Genomic DNA, 20,597 nt, shown 5'->3' with positions numbered 1-20,597 from the left:
CTATTACGTCGTTAACCTCAAACTTTATCCATTGGAATGATTTGAATAGTAAGTGACTCTGCTATCACGTAAAAATCCAGCCAATCCTAAGCCATAGCGCTCAGCAACCCGCACAGCAGTACTGGTAGGTGCAGACATGCCGATCAGCCAAGGTATGTGACTTCGAATAGACTTTTGTACCAGCTCAATCGATAGGCGCGAGGTCATGACCACGCAATTGATATCTGCCTTGTGTTGCAGCTGCCAACCAATGAGCTTGTCGAGGGCATTATGACGGCCGACATCTTCAAAGAGGTGCAAGTGTTGTCCTTGCATAGTTGCCGCTGCATGGACAGCGCCTGTCAGTTGGTGAGTATGTTGCATGGCATCGACTTTTTGCCGTATTTCTAATAGGTCACCAAGGCTTGGGGTATCTACTTTTATTCTTTTCTTGTCTTGGCGATAGATACTTAAGTCGGGCAGCGCTTGTGTTAAGCCCGTGATACCGCACATGCCGCACCCTGTACGCCCTGCCAGCTGCCGCCGTTGGGCTTGGATGCGCTGATGACTGCGCTGATTTAAAGTCAGTTCCACCACATAAATATCGTAGTCCTGCAACTGTGCTAAGGTTTGCCCAAAGGAACCAGCCGTATCGTCTTCATCTGAGTGTTGAGTAAATCTTTGATAGCTTGCAACGTCTGTCAGCTGGGTGACTTCCCAATCTAATAAGTCATGGCTGTGTTGAATCAGACCTTCGCTGAACAAAAAGCCTATCGCTAAATATTCTAACTGATAAGGACTTGCCATCAATACGGCATAATGAATGCCGTTAATGATAATAGAAATCGCTGCTTCTACGACCAAATTTGCCGATTGATCTTCAATATACGTTTGCTGGCTACCACTTGATTCCGTAGGCGCATAATAATGTTTTTGCACCAAATGCGCGCGCGATAGTGGTGTCACAGTAGATTCTGCCGTCGCTTCAGGCATGTCGATGGCTGCAGCTTGAGTGTTTAATTTAGCCATTATGAATGCTGACAGCCTTTTATCATTATTAACATTACTCACCTTCCATCTTGCACACGTTTATTAGGCAGAAACCGCCAGCTCGCCTGCATTGACGCGCTCTAAGACGACGGTAACAGACTTGTAGGCGGGAATGTGAGAGTCTGGCGCATGCGTGTCCAAATCAAACAAGTCATTACATTCAGGATAGTAGGTAGCCACGGCGTTGGCAGCGATATCCATGTCGGTAAGTACCAAAGGCCCCAATGTGCGTTGCTCACCATCGCTGTCTTGGCGCGACACCATAACATTGTCGCCTTTTTGCCATCCCAATCGTGTCATTTCATCAGGATGCATAAACAAAACATCACGGCGACTGGTCTGACGATAACGGTCTTGATAGCCAAATATCATAGTATTGAATTGATCATGGCTCCGTACACTGGTTAACTGCCAGACTTTTTGTTCTATGTTTTGACTGTCATTAGTATTTTGGGCGTTTTGGGTATCAGTTTTAAACGCCGATGTCTTTTCTGCCATTTGGCTTGCGACATAAGTAATCGGATACTTTGGTACTTCAAACTGCGCTTTGCCGCTATCGGTGTTCCATACGCGATGACGAGCCGCATGATATAAATGAAAGCCACGCTCAGACTCACGGATACGCACGTTAAAGTTCTCAAATCCATCGATAGCTTGGGCGATATAATCACGAATCAAGTCGAAGTCTTCTCCCATCGCTTGCCAAGGAATGGACGAGTCAGAGCCGAACATCTGTGTCGCAATATCGGCAACTATCTGAGCTTCAGATTTTAGCGTATTACTAATGGGCTTGAGGCTACCTTGAGTCGGTACTATTTGACACATCGAGTCTTCAATCGTAGCGAACTGCTCACCTTTAGCAGTGACTAAGTGTTCGGTACGACCGACACAAGGTAGAATGAGATTATTTTCACCCGGATACAGCATGGTTTCGTTTAGTTTGGTGCCAACAAAGACGTTAAGCTTGTTTTTGGTTAATGCTTGTTGGATGTTATTTGAGTCAGGCGCTGCAACCGAGTAGTTGCCGCCCATACTAAAGAATGCCTTAATATCACCTTGTATCATCGCTTTTGCCCCTGCAACGACATCAAGACCGTTGTCTTGTGGCATTGGGTGCCCGAACACACGTTCTAGGCTATCAAGTAAGCTTTGCTTAGGACGCTCATGGATACCCATGGTGCGATCGCCTTGTACGTTGGAATGCCCCCGCACAGGTGATGCACCTGCACCGTCGATACCTATCATACCCATCAGCAATAGCAAATTGGTAATCATAGCGACATTGTCATCGCCCTGTACATGCTGGGTAATGCCCATGCCCCAAGTGCAAATAGTCGCTGGACTGTCTGCTACGAGCTTAGCAAGATTAATAATCTCTGCTTGAGAAATGCCGCAACCAAGCTGAATATCTGCCCATGATTGTTCGGTCAACCATTGTTTCAATGGCTCAAAACCTGAGGTATGGGTGGTAATAAAATCAGTATTAATTTTATGATTCTCAATCAGCCATTTAGCCAGACCCGTCAGTAGAGCCGCATCGCCACCGATTTGAATTTGAACGACCTCATCGACCATGTCATCGCTCTGTCCTGCTGCCATATGTGTCGGTTTTTGCGGGTTTCTAAATTTACTTAAGCCTTGTTCACGCATAGGATTTATCGAGATGATTCGGCATCCTTGCTCGTGAGAGTGGGCAAGCATCTCAAGCATACGAGGATGATTGGTCGCTGGATTTTGGCCGAACATCAGTATCAATTTGGCTTGCTCAAAATCTTCTAGCTTGACCGTTGCTTTACCGATGCCTAATTGCTTGCCAAGCATGACCGAAGTTGGTTCGTGGCACATGTTAGAGCAGTCTGGTAGGTTATTGGTTCCAAAGCAGCGGACGAATAACTGAAACATAAAGGCAGGCTCATTAGTGACACGACCTGAAGTATAGAACAATGCTTCGTCAGGCGAATTAAGCTGTCCCAACTGCTCAGCGATATGCTCATAAGCGGCCTGCCAAGAAATCGCTATATAGCGGTCTTGCGTTGCATCATAATATACTGGTTCTGATAGGCGACCAATATGTTCCAGCTCGTAGCCCGACCATTTCTGTAGCTCAGTGACAGTATGGTCTAAAAAGAATTTAGCGTCTGCCTTTGTGGTCATTGTTTCACTTGCCAGCACTTTGATACCATTTTCACAGACATCAAGCATTTTATGCGATTTATGATCAGGCCATGCACAGCCTGGACAATCAAAGCCACCTTGAGGTTGGTTGCTTTTGAAGACGCTGACACTGCCACGCAAAAAAGTTTGATAGTCCATCAGTTTACGAGTGGAGGAAATCAGAGCAGGCCAACCAGCAGCAGGGTGAGTATAAACAGGAATTTTGCGCATGACAGACCTCATAGATAAATAATGATAAGTGGGTACTGATATATAACAACTATATAGTGACTAATGAAAAGTTTGTACAAGCATTAACTATAGATAACAAAAAACGCCTGCTATGGAACAGGCGTTTTCTATTTTTCAGCTTAGATTTATTTAACTGAATTTTTTAACTTAAAATCAAGCTATCATCTTCCACTTTCTCACCGCGCGTTTGCTCAAACATATCGAGCAAATCATGCACCGTCATACCTTGACGCTTATCTCCTGCCACATCTAGCACCACTTGTCCTTGATGTAGCATGACAGTCCTGGTTCCATGTGCCAAGGCTTGCTGCATTGAGTGCGTGACCATCATGGTGGTCAGTTTATTATCAGTGACGATTTTATCGGTCAGCTCTAACACAAAGGCGGCTGTCTTAGGGTCAAGGGCGGCAGTATGCTCATCAAGCAAAAGTATCTTGGATGGCTGTAGTGAGGCCATGAGTAAGCTGACCGCTTGACGTTGACCACCAGATAGCAGCCCCATGCGATCCGTTAGACGATTTTCTAATCCAAGCTTGAGTACAGACAGCTTTTCTCGAAACAGCTCACGGTTATTTGGGTTTAATGCAAAACTCAAACCGCGTTTACCACCGCGCTTATAGGCCAACGCCATGTTTTCTTCAATGGTTAATGCTTCACACGTACCAGCCATCGGGTCTTGAAAGACACGAGCTACCCAATGAGCACGTTGATGAGCTGTTTTTTTGGTGACATCAATGCCATTGAGCAGAATTGAACCGCTATCCACACGTGTCGTACCACTTACTGCATTTAAAAAAGTCGATTTCCCCGCGCCATTGGTACCGATAACGGTGACAAATTCACCGTCAGCGATGTTTAAATTAATACCACGCAGGGCAGGGTTTTCGATGGGTGTGCCAGGATTGAAGGTCAACCGCAAATCTGTGGCTTGCATCATAATCGTTATTCCTTATATTTGCTTCAAGCTTGGCGGATGGTTATCGCCTATCACCGCTTTAGTCGTTTGATATTATGCCCGTACTTTACGGCTCAAAAACTTGGTTTTGGCTTTTGGTAACACCAATGCGAACACCACCAGCAGGGCAGTAATCAAGTTCAAATCTTGCGGGCCAAAGCCAATACTACGCAATGTGTCGCTTGATAGTGCCACTTGAATAAATAGTTTATAAAGGATGGCACCAATAATCACGGCAATAGTAATCAACCAAATGCGTTTGGCAGGAATGATCGTTTCACCGATGATGACGGCTGCTAAACCAATAACAATCGTACCAATACCAATAGAGATATCCGCGCCGCCCTGAGTCTGGACAAACAGCGCTCCTGCAAGAGCAATCAAACCATTGGAGACGGCCATACCGATGATGGTCATCCATGAAGTATTGATACCTTGTGCTTGTGCCATGCGCAAGTTAGAGCCAGTTGCACGCATGGACAGTCCAGTTTCGGTATTATAAAACCAATCCAGCAACAACTTTGCGGCGATAACGACCACGCCAATAATTAAGCAGCGCATCCAGTAGCCATTACCATCGGTGACTAGCGTACTGAATACGGTAGTTTCACCCAGTAGCGGCAAGTTTGGTGCGCCCATAATACGTAGGTTGACTGAATATAGTGCCACCATGACCAAAATACTGGCCAATAACTGCAATATACCAAGCTTTACATGCAACCATGCAGTGACAATACCAGCGATCGAGCCTGCAAGCATACCAAAGGCACATGCCAGCCAAGGATTGACACCAGCAACGATAGAGATACCAGCGACTGCGCCCCCTAATGGAAAACTACCGTCTGCCGTTAAGTCGGGAAAGTCGAGAGTACGAAATGAGATAAGTACGCCAAGTGCGACGAGGCCGTAAATCAGACCACTTTCAAGTGCACCAAAAAAAGCAATTAAAGACATAAGGTATCAGTAAGTCATAATCAAGCGTTTAGCGATTATTATCATAGATAAACAGGCAAGCAGCAATGAATAATGCTTTCTATAATCTAGAGTAATCTAAACGGCTAAGCGGTGAATTTAACAGATTAAGCAATCTGCGGTTAGGGTAAACCAAAACATCTTCCTATGAGGAATGAGCATAAAATACCTTGGTTCGACATTCGGTTTTAATGCTTATATCACATTAAAAATAACCCAGCTCATATACCAGTAGCTGGGTCATTTTTATACTGAAATAATAGCAGTAAATATAAGCAACAATCTAGAATTAAACCATTAATATCATCGTTTGACTCGATGCTTATATTCAGAGGACGCTATTCTACCACTTCTTTTGCTTTATCAATAACGGCTTGTGGCAATGTAATGCCTTCCGCTTTAGCATTTTTTGGACTGACATATAAATCAAGTGCTTGAGGGGTATAAACAGGGATATCACCTGCTTTTTCGCCATTCAAAATACGCACCACAATTTTACCAGTTTCGCGGCCAAGTGCATAATAGTCAACGCCTAATGCAGCAATGGCACCACGTGCAACAGAGCTAGTGTCTGAGGCAACCAGTGGGATTTTGCTTTCTTTGGCGACTTGGAACAGCGACTCGTAAGCAGAGACCACGTTATTATCGGTTGACGTATAAATCATATCAACCTTGCCAGCCAAGCTACGTGCTGCCATGGCAATATCCGTACTGCGCTGAGCAGGCGCTTCGTGTACGGTGATGCCCATTGGTGTCAGTTTTTCTTTTAGATTTTTTAGGATAATAGTAGAGTTCACTTCACCTGGGCTATAAACGTAACCCACATTTTTTAAGCTTGGAATAATTTGGCGCATCAATTCAATTTGTGGCTCATAAGGGAGCGCATCAGAACCGCCAGTCACATTGGTGCCAGAACCATCAAGCTTTGATACCAGTTTGGCTTCTACTGGGTCAGTCACCGCAGAGAATACCAAAGGAATAGTGCTGGTAGCTGCCGCAACCGACTGCGCTGATGGTGTACCAATGGCAACGATAACGTCTGAGTTGTCTGCAACAAATTGCTTGGCAATCTGCCCAGCGGTTGCCGTGTTACCCTGTGCGCTTTGGAAATTAACAGTTAAGTTTTCACCTTCTGTAAAACCTGCTTCCGCGAGTTCTTCAATAACGCCTTTACGCACGTCATCAAGGGCTGGATGCTCAACAATGGCCGTAATGGCTACCGTTTTCATAGCGGTTGCCGCATCGCCAGTGGCGGTGCCATCATTAGCTGTGGTGTCTTCTGCTGACTGGCTACAACCGGTCAAAATAGCGGTACAAACACCGCCCCATAGTAAGGCTTTAGCAAAACGATTCTGATACAACATGGGTGTTACTCCTAAAAATAATAATGTGTCCATACATAAATAATTAACGTACTTATTAAGCGTTTACTGCTGGTTGATGCTCTTATTGCTGGCTACTTGTTATCGGTTTTTGCTTTAGTATCAACATTGACTGCATTTTTCATCATTTCTGCTGATAGGCTAACGCCTTGTGCTTTGGCATGCTTCGGACTGACATATAAAGTTAAGTCATTCATGATCTCAGGCTTGATGGTGCTGACAGCCTCGCCATTTAATATTCTATAGACCATTTTGCCGGTCTTGCGACCAAAGTCATAGTCATTAACGCCTAAAGCAGCCGTCGCCCCGCGCTGAACGCTAAACTCATCAGAGGCCACAATGGGCATTTTTAGCTCATTTGCGGCTTGTGTCATGGCTTCAAACGCAGACGCTACGTTATTGTCCATTGAGGTATAGATGATATCCGCGCGTCCTTGTAAGCTACGCGTCGCCATACCAATATCAGTTGGACGGTTGGCAGGTATGTCGAGTATAGACAATCCACGCGTTGGCAACATCTCTTTGAGCCTATCACGCAGTGCTACCGAGTTGGCTTCACCAGGGCTATACACATAACCGATGGTTTTGGCATTGGGCTTGATTTGTTGTAATAAGTCAATCTGTGGCTCTAATGGCAACTGGCTTGACAGTCCGGTCAAGTTATCTTGAAACGGGGTGCCATCTGCATTGATGAGCTTGGCTGCAAGTGGATCTGAAACCGCGGTATATACAATTGGCACGCTTGTGGTGGATGCCACAACCGATTGTGCTGACGGGGTAGAGATAGCCACGATAGCATCTGGATTGTCTCCTGCGAACTGTTTGGCAATTTGTCCAGCAGTAGCCGTGTTTCCTTGCGCGCTCTGAAAGTTAATAGTCAGATTCTGGCCTTCGATATAACCATTATCTGCTAGTTCGTCAATGATGCCGCGGCGCATATCATCTAGCGATGGATGCTCAACAATCTGCGTGATGGCCAGCGTTTTGGCTGGTTTATCTGTCGTTGTCGTGTTATCAGTAGTTGCCGTATCGTCAGTATTTGAGCAGCCGATTAGGCCGAGCGTACTGATGGCAATGCTGCATAGGCTTAGGCTTAGGCGTAGAGTAGAAGCAATGGTCATTATTAGTCTGGCTCATAGGTTAGAGAGTGCAGGTCAGCCGAATGACAGCAGTATCAGTTCTGTAATATCAGTTCTGTGATGTCAATTCTGCGATAGTAGGCTAACATTGAGGTGATCGATTCCTTGATCATGATGGCTATATTATGACAGCAATGTAACTTATCGCAATAAAAAATTAAAGTGTATTCGTCACCCGTATTATTCAGCCATATAGTGATGGTTTTGCGATCAGCAGTTCTAATATTTGAATGTTCAACAGACCCTGTAGTCAAATCCATGTAAATCCGCTACATCGTCATCCTTGCAAGCCTTACTAATGTATCGCTTGCACTTGGTTTGCTTATATCGAAATTATTGGAATTCCACTATCTATATAAGTGACATAAAAAAAGACGCCATCTAGGACGTCTTTTTTTATGTTTAATCTATTGCTTAACTGTCAATCAAAGACCCGCCATAAACTACGAAATAGCCAGCCAATCAAATAAAAAGGAATCTCTAGTATGTCGATAAAGTACAACCAATCCCAGATACTCGAAGGCTCTGAACGATGGTTACGCCGTGACTGTTTGATATCTGTGGTGATGATAAACAACAACGCGCTGATAACACCACTAGCAATGGCTATAAATAGTGCTGTTATATCTTCGGTAAAATACCAGTAAACCAGCAAGCCTACTGTTAAATAAAGGAGAACATCTGCTAACAGTCTAAGCAATACCACTATCATTCTCCAATATTTCGTGCATCAGCCATGTTAATTAAGCAAGCACATCACCGACGATACAAGCATCAGGCAAGGTAACGACCGTCAATCCTGTCTTTGGATCGCCAGTTGATAGTACCATGCCTTCTGATACGCCAAATTTCATCTTACGCGGGGCAAGGTTGGTCACGCAAATGACCTTTTTATTAACCAATTGCTCAGGCTCATAAAACTTACGGATACCACTGAACACATTGCGCGGCTTGTCTTCGCCAACATCTAGCGTGAACTGTAATAGCTTATCAGCACCTTCTACATGGTTACACTCTAAAACATGTGCGACTTTCATCTCAACTTTAGAGAAATCGTCAATACCAATATAGTCAGTTTGTTCAGCATCCGCATCTGTTGCAGGTGTTTTATCCTTTGCGGCAGGCTTGCTACTTTCAGTCGCGGCAGGAGCGTCTGCTTGAGCTAATGATGCTTTAGAATCTTCAACCATCGCAGCAACATCTTTTTCTTCGATACGCTGCATGAGTGGTTTGAATTTATTGATTCTGTGACCCAGCAACCATTGGTTACGGCTTGCGAAGTCTAAGCTATCAATGTTCAAAAACTCTTTTGCATTGGCAGTCAGTTCAGGCAAGACAGGAGCAAGATAAACCATTAACTGACGGAAGATATTAATGGCTACCGAGCAGACATCTTGAACTTCTTGCTCTTTGCCTTCAACTTTGGCCAGTGACCATGGCTTTTTGTCATCAATGTACTCATTAGCCTTGTCTGCACACTGCATGATCAAGCGCATGGCACGTGAGAATTCACGATTCTCGTAGGCAGCAGCAATCTCATCACCCGTTTTGGTGATGTCTTCTAATAATGCCGATTCTACGCAAACTTCTGACAGCATACCATCGTATTTCTTCACCAAGAAACCAGCGCTACGACTGGCGATATTGACGACTTTACCAACCAAGTCAGAATTGACCTTTTGCATAAAGTCTTCTAAATCTAAGTTAATGTCTTCAACTTTGTCAGACAATTTGCTGGCAAAGTAATAACGCAGGTATTCAGGATGTAGATGTTCAGCATAAGTTTCGGCTTTAATAAAGGTGCCGCGTGACTTACTCATTTTTTCGCCATTGACCATCAAGAAGCCATGAGCAAAGACACCAGTTGGCGTACGTAACTCGCTACCAGCTAGCATTGCTGGCCAAAACAAGGCGTGGAAGTAAACGATGTCTTTACCGATGAAATGATAGACTTCGGTTTTGTGCTCGTTTTCTTGCATCCAGTAACGGTCAAAATCAAGCGCTTGGTCTGTACCAGCACGCTTATCGCATAGGTTTTTAAAGCTTGCCATGTAGCCAACTGGCGCATCTAGCCATACATAAAAATATTTGTCTGGCTCATCGCTTGGCGTATCTGGAATTTGGAAACCAAAATAGGGCGCATCACGTGAGATATCCCAAGTGGCTAAACCTGCTTCAAACCATTCTTGTAGCTTGTTGGCGACAGAGGTTTGCAAACGGTTATCGCTGCGTGTCCAATCTTTTAAGAACTGCTCAAACTCTGGCAAATTAAAGAAATAATGCTTAGAGGTTTTGAGCACAGGTGTCGCGCCCGATAGCGTAGACTGTGGGTCTTTAAGTTCGGTGGCATTATATGTTGTGCCACATACTTCACAGTTGTCACCGTATTGGTCAGCTGATCCGCATTCAGGGCAAGTGCCTTTGACAAAGCGATCGGCCAAAAACAATTGCTTTTCGGGATCAAAAAGTTGCTCGACATCTTTAGTGCTGATATGTCCAGCGCTATTAAGACGACGATAAATCAGCTCAGAGAAATGCTTGTTTTCTTCTGAATGGGTTGAATGATAATTATCAAAATCAATCAAAAATTTACTAAAATCGGCCTCATGTGAAGCTTTAACTGTCGCAATCTGCTCTTCTGGTGTGATGCCATTATCTTGAGCTTTGAGCATGATCGCCGTACCGTGTGCATCATCCGCGCAGACATAGGTAACCTGATGACCTTGCGCTTTCATCGCGCGCACCCAAATGTCAGTCTGAATATATTCTACAAGATGCCCCAAATGGATATAGCCATTGGCGTAGGGCAGCGCACTGGTTACTAGAATCTCACGCACAAAATCACCTATATTTTTATAAAAACGGGTTAGTTATCGAACATCTTAAGCAGTTAGTCGCTCGTCGATGCGATGTTATTAATACTAAAAATAATAAAAATTCAAAAAGTGTGCCTATGATACCGTAATTCAGATAAATTTGTGATATTCCTTAGTAATTACTTATCGTTTGTCAGGCATCTGTCAGCCATAAACAATAGGCTTGCGCCGTATTTGATAGTTATAGAATGGTTATAGAGCAGCCACAAAAAACCCACCAAGCATTGTGCCAAGTGGGTTTTTTATTGAGGTGTTACTTGTGTAGGTATTAATAGTCGATCCTGATAAACGACTTATAGGCTAACTCAATTTAGAATGAGCCAAACATGGTACCTAAGGTAATAACAGCGACCACAGCCACTAATGGAATGACCATCGTAACCATGGCTAAGTTTAAGTAAGACTGCTTGTGGGTTAAACCACAAATAGCGAGTAAAGTAATGACCGCGCCGCTGTGTGGCAGTGTATCCAAACCACCCGCTGCCATAACGGCCACACGGTGCATTAGTTCAGGGTCGATACCAGCATTGACCGCCATTCTTAGATAATCTTCACCCAATGTCGACAGCGCAATACTCAAACCGCCAGACGATGAACCGGTAATGCCAGCAAGCGTGGTCATTGCCACAGCTTCTGAAATCAGAGGGTTATCAGGAGTTAAGTTTAGAATGCTGTCACGAATGATAAGAAAGCCTGCTAATGAGGCGATAACCGCACCGTAACCAACTTCTGATGCCGTATTAAAAATCGGCAACATAGAATCATAAGTACCACGGTTAATGGTTTTCTGTAGATTGTTCCAATGACCAATACGCAGCAAAATTAACACCACACAAGCCAAGACTAATGAGATGATAATCGACCATAATCCGAGTGAGCCTGCGATATTTAGGTCTGGAAACTGGGTTTGCAAGCCACTAAAGTCGACCGATGGAAAGACAGCGTAAGTCAATAAGGCGTTCAAACCAATGACCAATACCAGCGGAATCATAGCAACCGTAAATGAGGTTTGGTGAGTACTTAATACCTCAGCTTCTTTTGCCGTTGCGCCAACGCCGCCCACATCTTCATCATCATGCTGACCATAGCCTTCGCCCGCTGCATTGGCTTTTTTGGCGCGTGATTGCAACCACAACCAACCGCAAATAAACATGATAGTACCGCCGATAATACCCAAAATAGGCGCGGCAAATACGTTGGTATTGTAATAAGGAATAGGTATGGCGTTTTGAATGGCTGGCGTGCCCGGTAATGCAGTCATGGTAAAGGTAAATGACCCAAGCGCAATGGCAGCTGGAATTAAGCGTTTCGGAATATCTGCTGCTTTAAACAAGTCTTTGGCGATTGGATAAATGGCAAATGCCACGACAAATAACGATACACCGCCGTAGGTCAAAATGGCACAGACCAAAATCACAGCAAGAATGGCTTTGCTGGCACCGAGCTTTTCGACGACCGTATTGGCAATGGCGGTTGCCGCGCCAGAGTCTGCCATCAAACGGCCAAACAGTGCGCCCAGCAAGAATATAGGGAAGAACTTGAGTAAGAATCCACTTAACGCGCCCATAAAGACATCGGTGTAAGCGGGGATGGTGCTTAAGAAGTCACCTGACAGTAAGACTGCTAGTGTCGCCATAATCGGTGCTAAGATCAGCACAGAATAACCGCGATAAGCAAAAAACATGAGTAATAATAGAGTAATGACAATAGCAAGTGTACTAAACATGATGGCCCTCCTTGGCAAAATTAAAGTAGCGAGTATTTAGAGCCTATCAATAGTAGTCAATGGTAAAATTCAGCAGTACAGCATGGTCAATGGTTGTTATGTCATGCATATTTGTACTGATGAAGTGTTGACAGGCGATACACTCAGCGACTGCGCTATTCCTTACGGTTTCTGACTTATGGATATCCTCTAGTCGCTATGAGAATAATGTGCTAAGTTAGCATAAGTGTTTTATTTATGATATACCGATATATAACGTATTACTTTAAATGATGGTTCCTGTGATTTCGAATGTTAAGGGGTGTTCTCATTTTTATCACCATTTTTAAAATGAGGACACGCCCTAGTAACACTGCATAAGTAACGCTGCATATAAAATATTAAATAAAAAAGGAGTTTAGTATGAGTCAATCAAAAGTATATAGCAGTGCCGAAGAAGCGCTAAAAGGCATCGTTAGTGATGGACAAACCCTCGCTATCGGCGGCTTTGGTCTGTGTGGTATTCCTGAAGCGTTAATCGAAGCCCTGCGTGATAGTGGGGTGAAGGATTTAACTTGTATCAGTAATAACGCAGGTGTCGATGACTTTGGTCTTGGTCTGTTACTACAAACTCGCCAAATCAAAAAAATGATCTCCTCTTATGTGGGTGAAAACAAAGAGTTTGAGCGTCAATATTTGGCAGGTGAGTTAGAAGTTGAGCTGACCCCGCAAGGAACCTTGGCTGAAAAGCTACGTTCGGGCGGCGCAGGTATTCCTGCATTCTACACAGCAACTGGTGTCGGCACACTGGTAGCTGAAGGTAAAGAAACACGTGATTTTGATGGGCGTACTTATGTGCTTGAGCATACATTGCGTGCTGATGTGTCATTAATCAAAGCGCAAAAAGCAGATAAATCGGGCAACTTAATGTTTAACAAAACCGCCCGTAACTTCAATCCAGACTGCGCCATGGCAGGCAAAATTACCATTGTCGAAGTAGAAGAGATTGTAGAGACTGGCACGTTCGATCCTGATGAAGTGCATCTGCCTGGTATCTTTGTGCAGCGTATTGTATTAAATAACAGCCCTGAAAAGCGTATCGAAAAGACGACAATCAAGGCAGCCGAAGGCGCTTAATTGATAGCGTTATCGAAATATTTTTAAAAGATGACATTAATAATAAAATATTGTAATACCATTTCCGAAAATTGGAGTAGCAAGGAAAACGAGTGAAAGTGCTACATTTAGTAGACTAAGCGAGTTTGACACCGCTAATCATATTTTTTGGGGTGGTTATAAAAATAAGGAAGTTACCATGGCATGGACAAGAGAGCAGATGGCACAGCGTGCCGCAAAAGAATTAGAAGATGGCTATTACGTAAATTTAGGTATTGGTCTACCAACCCTAGTTGCCAATTATATTCCTGAAGATGTGGATGTCTGGCTACAGTCAGAAAACGGCCTGCTAGGTATCGGCGAGTTTCCAACGGCAGACAATGTCGATGCTGATTTGATTAACGCTGGCAAGCAAACAGTGACCGCAGAACCAGGCGCCAGTTATTTTGGTAGTTCAGAGTCGTTTGCGATGATTCGTGGTGGTCATGTTAATCTTGCAATATTGGGCGCGATGGAAGTCTCGGAAAAAGGGGATTTGGCCAACTGGATGATTCCCAAAAAGATGGTCAAAGGCATGGGCGGTGCGATGGATCTAGTCGCTGGCGTGCAGCGAGTCATTGTGTTGATGGAGCAAGTCAACAAACACGGAGAACCAAAAATCCTTGCCAATTGTGAGCTACCATTAACGGGTAAAGGGGTCGTTGATCGTATCATTACTGAGCTTGCGGTACTCGATGTGACTGACAGTGGCTTGAAGTTAGTTGAGCTGGCAGACGGGGTCAGCTTCGAAGAACTCCAAGAAAAAACGCCAGTGATTATTGCCCAATAAGCGAGCATTGCCCAATAATAGTATTCAGAAAAGCTATGTAATGAAAGGACATAAAAGATGGCGACTCAATTACAGCATGATTTGACAGGGAAGGTAGCGTTGGTCACTGGCTCTGCAAGTGGTATCGGTCGTGACATCGCTGAAACTTATGCAAAAGCAGGCGCTGCGGTTGGTATTGCGGATATTAATCTTGAAGCAGCGCAGAAAACAGTTGATGCTATCGAAGCGGCTGGTGGGCGCGCATTGGCAATTGCCATGGATGTTACTTCAGAGGATGCGGTAAACGCAGGTGTGCAGCAGCTAGTCGATACCTTTGGTGGGATTGATATTCTCGTCTCCAATGCTGGTATTCAAATCATCGACCCAATCAATAAAATGGCATTTGACGACTGGAAAAAAATGCTCGCTATTCATCTAGACGGGGCATTTTTGACCACCAAAGCCGCTGTGAAGCATATGTATAAAGACGATAAAGGCGGTACGGTCATCTATATGGGTTCTGTGCATTCGCATGAAGCATCAATGTTTAAAGCACCATATGTGACTGCCAAGCATGGTTTACTTGGACTGTGCCGAGTATTGGCAAAAGAAGGTGCCGAGCACAATGTGCGCGCGCATGTGATTTGTCCTGGATTTGTCAAAACGCCCTTGGTCGAAAAACAAATCCCGCAACAAGCGGCTGAAAAAGGCATTAGCGAAGAATCCGTAGTGAATGATATTATGTTGGTCAATACTGTCGACAAAGAATTCACGACGGTCGAAGACATTGCTCAGTTGGCACTATTTTTAGCAGCATTCCCAAGCAATGTATTTACGGGTCAGTCTATCGTTGCCAGTCATGGTTGGTTTATGAATTAATATACAGATATAACTATGTAAACCACAACGTCAGTCCTACTGGCGTTGTGGTTTTTTTATGCGTCCAATTCAGCTACACTGTCATCATAAAAGGTTTGGCTAACATGCTCATGAGCTATATTGTTTACGCTATTTACGACAGTATTCACTGAGTTTTTACCATACCTAACCACTTGTATAGGCAGTAACGGTCACTATGTTTAACTTTATGAAGAAAACCTCTACTAAAAAACCAGAAACACCAGAGCAGCGGGCAGAGCGCGATAGTGCTGTAGACAAGGTGCTGCTTGGTTACGAAGTAGGTACCATTAGCATTGCCACCATGGTCACAGGACTTGAGCGCGATGGTGATCAGCTTACCTTAGATTTGCGTCTTCCCGTAAATAGTAACCCTGAAATCATCCAACAAGAGCTCGGGCAGCTGCTACATCCGCACGGTATCAAAGCGATTCACATGAATGTCCGTCTACCAGCACCAGCGAAAGGGACAGGATCAAGCTTACCGAAGGCAATGCCCAAGACCACCAATGCAATGGACAGTCAAAGTCAGTCATCAGAAACGACTGGTAGTAAGACAACTGATGCCGAACCGCCGATTGCCAAAGCCGCACCGACACAAGCATCATTGACAGCGCATCCGCGTATTCGTCATATTATCGTGGTGGCGTCAGGTAAAGGCGGTGTTGGTAAATCAACCACTACCGTCAATATCGCCTTGGCATTACAAAAGCTTGGCAACCGTGTTGGCGTGCTCGATGCCGATATCTACGGCCCTAGTATGCCAACCATGCTGGGTGTCGATAATGTCAGACCTGAGCTAGAAAATGAGCAGTTCGTTCCTATCAATGCGCATGGCATGGCGATGCTATCGATTGGCAGCTTGCTCGACGGTGACAATACGCCTGTCGCGTGGCGCGGACCAAAAGCTACTGGTGCCTTGATGCAGCTGTATAACCAAACCAATTGGCCGCAGTTAGATTACTTAGTGATTGATATGCCACCGGGTACGGGCGATATTCAGCTCACGCTAGCACAGCGCATTCCCGTAACGGGTGCCGTGATTGTCACGACGCCGCAGCATATTGCCTTACTTGATGCGCAGAAAGGCGTTGAGATGTTTAACAAAACCAATATACCAGTGCTTGGCGTGGTCGAAAACATGGCACTACATACGTGTAGCAACTGTAATCATACCGAAGCTATCTTTGGTATGGGTGGCGGCGAAAAAATCGCTGAGCAATATCAGGTGCCGCTATTAGGTCAGTTGCCATTGGCGAGCGGTATTCGTGCACAAGTGGATAAAGGTGAGCCAAGTGTCTTAGCCGATGATGAATTTGCACCTTACTATATGAGCATTGCTAAAAATATCGAAGCCAATATTAATAAATTTGCTAAGCCTATCGATGATAAGCGTATTTTTTAATGGTTTTTAATGGTTTTTAATGGTTTTTAATGGTTTTTAATGGTTTTTAATGGTTTCTAGTAATAGTTAAATAGCCTAAGTAAGCAAATTTTGAAGGGCTTAGTTTTTTAAAAAGGGAATATTGTGAGCTTATCGATTTATCAACGTCATTTAGACAATATTCCCAAACAGTATAGGTTACTGAAATTATTCCGCCCACCGATATATGTGATTGAACTCTCAAACAATCAATTGATTGCCGTCTGCTACTATAAAGATGGGAGTAGCAAACGCTATGAAGTCCATGCTGATTTTAGTAATCGCCGAATGGTGATTGCCGATTTTTTTAAAGCATTACAGGCGCTGACTGATCTACTGCTTAAATTTCCCAAACATCCATTTGGCATAAATGGTTTTGCCGTAGTCAATGTGACTGAAGAGCTGGCAGATGGATTGACGTCGATAGAGATTAAAGCGGCGAGAGAGGCAATTTGGGCAGCGTCAAGACAGGCAAAAAGAAGAATTATAAGTACCGCAGTCAGCTACCAAGGACAGGTAGTTTCTCAATGAACTATGGCTAGGATGCCTTAATTATGAATCAAAGTCGCAACGACCAAAACCAACAACACTTATCCACCCGCATTAAGCCAGTTGTTCTCAATGAGCTTATTCAAAACGGTCAGCCTACTTTTGGCATCTTTGCTCACGTCAAAAATATCAATTATTTGGACTATCACAGCCATCTTATCTCACAAAAAACCTTACCAAATTGGCGCAAAGAATTAAAGGCCAACCAATTCTGCTTTATCCAAATTATTCAGCCGCCTTATCGAATCTGTCTAGCATTGGCGACGATTAAGCTGGCAACCAGTGCTTTTGTTTATCTGTACAACGATGAGACGGATGAGTTGGAGGTTTGTGAAGCATTGCAGCCGTTGACTCGTCATACGTTATTGGAGGGTGATTGTCATCAAGGGCAAATGGCGTTTTTCCATGCGAATTTAACCGTGACATTAGATTTTATGCCTTCACAAATTAAGGTAGCGCTGGACAGTCAATATCTTGCACTCAATGCGACACTGGCGCGGCAAGCGCAGCCACTGGCTATATGCACACCAACTGGCAGGCGTGGCTGGACGTTTACGCAAAAAGAGCCATTAACAGCCGTATCTGGTCATTTGCTTATTAAAGCCAATTCAAAATTTAATACGGATGCTCAAGCCAAACAAATCCACTTTTCCGAAACGACTATCGCCAATCTAGATTGGACGCTCGGCTATATGCGTCACAAGACCAATTGGTTTTGGACTTGTATTAATCACTATTTGCCCGATGGTCGTCATTTTACGTTGAACTTGTCGATGGGCGTCAATGAAACAGGGGTTAGCGAAAATGCGTGCTGGCTGGATGGGCAGATTTATTATCTACCACCAGTGCTATTTATACGTAAAGATTGGAATACATCCGTGCAAAATACTTGGCGTGTCTATCATCAGAATCTAGGCTGGAGCAACGTGGATATTGACTTAACCTTTACACCGATGACCGTTTATAAGAAGACGGATAACTTTGGTGTGCTTGCCAGTATCTTTGAGCAATGGCTTGGCTTTTATAGTGGTGAGATTCGCATCAAAAATGAGGTGATTAAGTTTGATAAGGTGATGGGCTTAGCAGAAGATCACTTTGCCAAATGGTAGATTGTAAAATATAGGTTGATGATAATTAGGCTATTGGACGTATTAATTTTAAAGTCGCCATTGCTCTATAAATTGAGCCTTCAATTCCGTATAATCGTCGCTATTAAATATTTGCTAAGGAACAACAATGTCTATCAAATCTGACCGCTGGATTCGTAAAATGGCCGAAGAACATGGCATGATTGAGCCGTTTGAAGCGGGTCAAGTACGATTTAATGATGCAGGCGAGCGTTTGGTCAGCTACGGTACGTCAAGCTATGGTTATGATGTGCGCTGTGCCCCTGAGTTTAAAGTCTTTACCAACGTACATTCAGTCGTCGTTGATCCTAAAAACTTCGATGAAAAAAGTTTTATTGATATCGTCGGTGATGAGTGCATCATTCCGCCCAACTCATTTGCGCTAGCACGCACCATGGAATATTTCCGTATTCCACGTGACGTATTAACGATTTGCTTGGGTAAATCAACGTATGCCCGTTGCGGAATTATCGTCAATGTCACGCCGCTTGAGCCTGAGTGGGAAGGGCATGTGACTTTAGAATTTAGTAATACCACCAATTTGCCAGCGCGTATTTATGCGGGTGAAGGCGTGGCACAAATGCTATTTTTCCAAAGTGATGCTGATGACGTATGTGAGACCAGCTATAAAGATCGCGGTGGTAAATATCAAGGCCAGCGCGGTGTGACTTTACCAAGAACCTAAGCGTCAAAAACCCAAGCGCCAAAAACCCAAGCGCCAAAAATCTAAGCGTTTTAAAAGCCGTTACACTTTTAGACTGACAACAAAAAAGCTGGCCGTATTCAATACGACCAGCTTTTTTAGGTAAAAAAACCGACTATTTCAATACTTTTAAGCCTGCTTTATTATCACGTTTCGGCTTGGGTGCTGCTGTTGGGCTTTTCTTAGCAGCAACTGGTGAATCGCCTTCAGGCTGATAATTGTCATATTCATTGGGATCAAAAAACATCCCTTGCGAGTTCTCTTTCGCATAAATACCTAGCACCGCCGTCAGTGGTACCCAAATATCTTGTGACACACCGCCAAAACGCGCACTGAAATGTATATAGTCATTTTCCATACTCATATTACCAGTGGCACGGCTGGCGATATTCAAGACAATACGACCATCTTGCACGTGTTCGGTTGGAATTTGCACGTTTTCAGCCGTTGCATCGACCATCAGATAGGGAGTCAGGTCATTGTCTTCTATCCACTGGTATAGCGCACGTACCATGTAGGGGCGGGTCGGAGTAATAGAGGTGGTTTCGCTCATCTGATGATTTCCTATACTAATGATATTTTATAATTAAAATACAGTTATTTCAGCAATTTATCAGAGGATAACTGCTGCTTAACGTCTGTTTTATTGGTACTTATTCTAGGACAGCTTTTTATACTTGTCTAGGGCGTATCTTCATTTCAAAAATGGTGATAAAAATGAGATAAATTGCCGTTAAACAAGAAAAATAGCGCAGATAATATCGGGATATTAACCAGCTATTTGACGATGTTTGGCAAGATTTATCCATTTTTAGCCCATTTAGATGGCTATCGAGTGAATTAAAGATACGCACTAATTAACGCACGCTTTTTTGAAAGCTACTGCGCTCAAAGACTCTCGTTTGATAGTCAAACAACGGACGACTAATAGCCCGAGGTAGTTCGATGCCCATCTCCTCAAGTCGCCATAATAAAGGCGCGAGTAGTACATCGCACCAACCAAACTCATCCGCCATAAAGTAAGACTTGTGAGCAAACAGCGGTGATAAGGTAATCAATGAATCAGCGAGTTGCTTTTTTGCCAAGGCAGCTTGTGCTTTGTTAAAGCTATCTGGATGCATAAGCAGTCGCTTACCGAGTACCAACCAATCACGTTGTATACGCCATGCCAATTGACGAAACTGAGCCCGCTCTTGCGGGGTATCAGGCAGCAGTTTATTGGCGTGATAACGTTCCTCAAGATATTCAAAGATGACGTTAATTTCATAGAGCGCAATCTCGCGCTGTTGCAGAACAGGCAAGGTGTGATAGGGGTTGAGCTCAGTCAAATCTTCAGGACGCTCAGAATGCAAACGTGATAAATAATAAGCGAGCTTCTTTTCTTCAAGTAATAGGCGTACTACATGACTGTCGTAGCCGTCATCAGCGTATAAAATCAGCTGACTACTGGGAATGTCATTCGCATCAATCATGAAAGCCTAATGTTAATAGTGAAGGTTGTCATCGTAAA

The 20,597-nt window shown here is 44.0% G+C and carries 18 protein-coding genes; 7 read left to right on the top strand and 11 right to left on the bottom strand.

Annotated elements, in window-relative coordinates:
* Positions 1 to 24: 24 nt before the first annotated feature.
* From RH96_RS08795 to RH96_RS08755, 9 genes are all read right to left on the bottom strand, one after another.
* Positions 25 to 1,008: a formate dehydrogenase accessory sulfurtransferase FdhD gene (locus tag RH96_RS08795; protein ID WP_010199939.1), complete on the bottom strand. Its 984-nt coding sequence runs from the start codon at positions 1,006 to 1,008 to the stop codon at positions 25 to 27.
* Between the two features lie 63 nt (positions 1,009 to 1,071).
* The gene (locus RH96_RS08790) at positions 1,072 to 3,414 is read right to left on the bottom strand and encodes an FdhF/YdeP family oxidoreductase (RefSeq protein ID WP_010199937.1); all 2,343 of its coding nucleotides are present in this window, start codon (positions 3,412 to 3,414) and stop codon (positions 1,072 to 1,074) included.
* Between the two features lie 163 nt (positions 3,415 to 3,577).
* Positions 3,578 to 4,372, bottom strand: a complete 795-nt coding sequence (locus RH96_RS08785; RefSeq protein ID WP_010199934.1) for an ABC transporter ATP-binding protein — start codon at positions 4,370 to 4,372, stop codon at positions 3,578 to 3,580.
* Positions 4,373 to 4,444: 72 nt separating this feature from the next.
* On the bottom strand, positions 4,445 to 5,344 hold the full coding sequence (locus RH96_RS08780; RefSeq protein WP_010199932.1) for an ABC transporter permease: 900 nt from the start codon (positions 5,342 to 5,344) through the stop codon (positions 4,445 to 4,447).
* Positions 5,345 to 5,700: 356 nt separating this feature from the next.
* A complete protein-coding gene (locus RH96_RS08775; protein WP_010199930.1) occupies positions 5,701 to 6,726 on the bottom strand; it encodes an ABC transporter substrate-binding protein in 1,026 nt (341 codons plus the stop codon).
* Positions 6,727 to 6,818: 92 nt separating this feature from the next.
* The gene (locus RH96_RS08770; protein ID WP_010199928.1) at positions 6,819 to 7,865 is read right to left on the bottom strand and encodes an ABC transporter substrate-binding protein; all 1,047 of its coding nucleotides are present in this window, start codon (positions 7,863 to 7,865) and stop codon (positions 6,819 to 6,821) included.
* Positions 7,866 to 8,304: 439 nt separating this feature from the next.
* On the bottom strand, positions 8,305 to 8,589 hold the full coding sequence (locus RH96_RS08765; protein ID WP_010199927.1) for a hypothetical protein: 285 nt from the start codon (positions 8,587 to 8,589) through the stop codon (positions 8,305 to 8,307).
* Positions 8,590 to 8,626: 37 nt separating this feature from the next.
* On the bottom strand, positions 8,627 to 10,720 hold the full coding sequence (gene metG, locus RH96_RS08760) for a methionine--tRNA ligase (RefSeq protein WP_010199926.1): 2,094 nt from the start codon (positions 10,718 to 10,720) through the stop codon (positions 8,627 to 8,629).
* A 349-nt stretch (positions 10,721 to 11,069) separates the two neighbouring features.
* The gene (locus RH96_RS08755; RefSeq protein WP_010199925.1) at positions 11,070 to 12,485 is read right to left on the bottom strand and encodes a GntP family permease; all 1,416 of its coding nucleotides are present in this window, start codon (positions 12,483 to 12,485) and stop codon (positions 11,070 to 11,072) included.
* A gap of 402 nt (positions 12,486 to 12,887) precedes the next feature.
* Here RH96_RS08755 and RH96_RS08750 point away from each other — a divergent pair, with 402 nt between their 5' ends.
* The 7 genes from RH96_RS08750 to dcd all read left to right on the top strand — a co-directional run bounded on the left by RH96_RS08750 (position 12,888) and on the right by dcd (position 19,069).
* Positions 12,888 to 13,601, top strand: a complete 714-nt coding sequence (locus RH96_RS08750) for a CoA transferase subunit A (protein ID WP_010199924.1) — start codon at positions 12,888 to 12,890, stop codon at positions 13,599 to 13,601.
* 178 nt (positions 13,602 to 13,779) lie between these two features.
* Positions 13,780 to 14,409, top strand: coding sequence for a CoA transferase subunit B (locus RH96_RS08745; RefSeq protein WP_010199923.1), 630 nt, complete (start codon positions 13,780 to 13,782; stop codon positions 14,407 to 14,409).
* Between the two features lie 57 nt (positions 14,410 to 14,466).
* Positions 14,467 to 15,267, top strand: a complete 801-nt coding sequence (locus tag RH96_RS08740) for a 3-hydroxybutyrate dehydrogenase (RefSeq protein WP_010199905.1) — start codon at positions 14,467 to 14,469, stop codon at positions 15,265 to 15,267.
* A 196-nt stretch (positions 15,268 to 15,463) separates the two neighbouring features.
* The gene (gene apbC, locus RH96_RS08735) at positions 15,464 to 16,690 is read left to right on the top strand and encodes an iron-sulfur cluster carrier protein ApbC (RefSeq protein WP_010199902.1); all 1,227 of its coding nucleotides are present in this window, start codon (positions 15,464 to 15,466) and stop codon (positions 16,688 to 16,690) included.
* 123 nt (positions 16,691 to 16,813) lie between these two features.
* Entirely contained in the window at positions 16,814 to 17,239 is a 426-nt protein-coding gene (locus RH96_RS08730; protein ID WP_010199900.1) for a hypothetical protein, read from the top strand.
* A 23-nt stretch (positions 17,240 to 17,262) separates the two neighbouring features.
* Positions 17,263 to 18,366, top strand: coding sequence for a DUF2804 domain-containing protein (locus RH96_RS08725; RefSeq protein WP_010199898.1), 1,104 nt, complete (start codon positions 17,263 to 17,265; stop codon positions 18,364 to 18,366).
* A 127-nt stretch (positions 18,367 to 18,493) separates the two neighbouring features.
* Complete coding sequence (dcd, locus tag RH96_RS08720) at positions 18,494 to 19,069, top strand: dCTP deaminase (RefSeq protein WP_010199897.1); 576 nt, start codon at positions 18,494 to 18,496, stop codon at positions 19,067 to 19,069.
* 133 nt (positions 19,070 to 19,202) lie between these two features.
* On the opposite strand, the gene RH96_RS08715 is transcribed toward dcd, so the two are convergent.
* The gene (locus tag RH96_RS08715; protein ID WP_010199894.1) at positions 19,203 to 19,640 is read right to left on the bottom strand and encodes a ClpXP protease specificity-enhancing factor; all 438 of its coding nucleotides are present in this window, start codon (positions 19,638 to 19,640) and stop codon (positions 19,203 to 19,205) included.
* A 304-nt stretch (positions 19,641 to 19,944) separates the two neighbouring features.
* Positions 19,945 to 20,559 carry a glutathione S-transferase N-terminal domain-containing protein gene (locus tag RH96_RS08710; RefSeq protein ID WP_010199892.1) on the bottom strand — a complete coding sequence of 205 codons (615 nt, stop codon included), beginning with the start codon at positions 20,557 to 20,559 and terminating at the stop codon, positions 19,945 to 19,947.
* Positions 20,560 to 20,597: the final 38 nt, after the last annotated feature.

The organism is Psychrobacter sp. PAMC 21119, from assembly GCF_000247495.1.
Lineage (GTDB): Bacteria > Pseudomonadota > Gammaproteobacteria > Pseudomonadales > Moraxellaceae > Psychrobacter > Psychrobacter glaciei.
The sequence above is the reverse complement of the archived record's forward strand: the minus strand, read 5'-3'. Positions and strand labels throughout refer to the sequence as shown.

What these genes read in the sequence shown, in the direction of transcription:
- RH96_RS08750 (WP_010199924.1), top strand. Translation starts at nt 12,888, where the DNA reads ATGAGTCAATCAAAAGTATATAGCAGTGCCGAAGAAGCGCTAAAAGGC.
- RH96_RS08725 (WP_010199898.1), top strand. Translation starts at nt 17,263, where the DNA reads ATGAATCAAAGTCGCAACGACCAAAACCAACAACACTTATCCACCCGC.
- RH96_RS08780 (WP_010199932.1), bottom strand. Translation starts at nt 5,344, where the DNA reads ATGTCTTTAATTGCTTTTTTTGGTGCACTTGAAAGTGGTCTGATTTAC.
- RH96_RS08785 (WP_010199934.1), bottom strand. Translation starts at nt 4,372, where the DNA reads ATGATGCAAGCCACAGATTTGCGGTTGACCTTCAATCCTGGCACACCC.
- apbC (WP_010199902.1), top strand. Translation starts at nt 15,464, where the DNA reads ATGTTTAACTTTATGAAGAAAACCTCTACTAAAAAACCAGAAACACCA.
- RH96_RS08740 (WP_010199905.1), top strand. Translation starts at nt 14,467, where the DNA reads ATGGCGACTCAATTACAGCATGATTTGACAGGGAAGGTAGCGTTGGTC.
- RH96_RS08745 (WP_010199923.1), top strand. Translation starts at nt 13,780, where the DNA reads ATGGCATGGACAAGAGAGCAGATGGCACAGCGTGCCGCAAAAGAATTA.
- RH96_RS08710 (WP_010199892.1), bottom strand. Translation starts at nt 20,559, where the DNA reads ATGATTGATGCGAATGACATTCCCAGTAGTCAGCTGATTTTATACGCT.
- RH96_RS08795 (WP_010199939.1), bottom strand. Translation starts at nt 1,008, where the DNA reads ATGGCTAAATTAAACACTCAAGCTGCAGCCATCGACATGCCTGAAGCG.
- RH96_RS08755 (WP_010199925.1), bottom strand. Translation starts at nt 12,485, where the DNA reads ATGTTTAGTACACTTGCTATTGTCATTACTCTATTATTACTCATGTTT.
- RH96_RS08775 (WP_010199930.1), bottom strand. Translation starts at nt 6,726, where the DNA reads ATGTTGTATCAGAATCGTTTTGCTAAAGCCTTACTATGGGGCGGTGTT.
- RH96_RS08770 (WP_010199928.1), bottom strand. Translation starts at nt 7,865, where the DNA reads ATGACCATTGCTTCTACTCTACGCCTAAGCCTAAGCCTATGCAGCATT.
- RH96_RS08790 (WP_010199937.1), bottom strand. Translation starts at nt 3,414, where the DNA reads ATGCGCAAAATTCCTGTTTATACTCACCCTGCTGCTGGTTGGCCTGCT.
- RH96_RS08715 (WP_010199894.1), bottom strand. Translation starts at nt 19,640, where the DNA reads ATGAGCGAAACCACCTCTATTACTCCGACCCGCCCCTACATGGTACGT.
- dcd (WP_010199897.1), top strand. Translation starts at nt 18,494, where the DNA reads ATGTCTATCAAATCTGACCGCTGGATTCGTAAAATGGCCGAAGAACAT.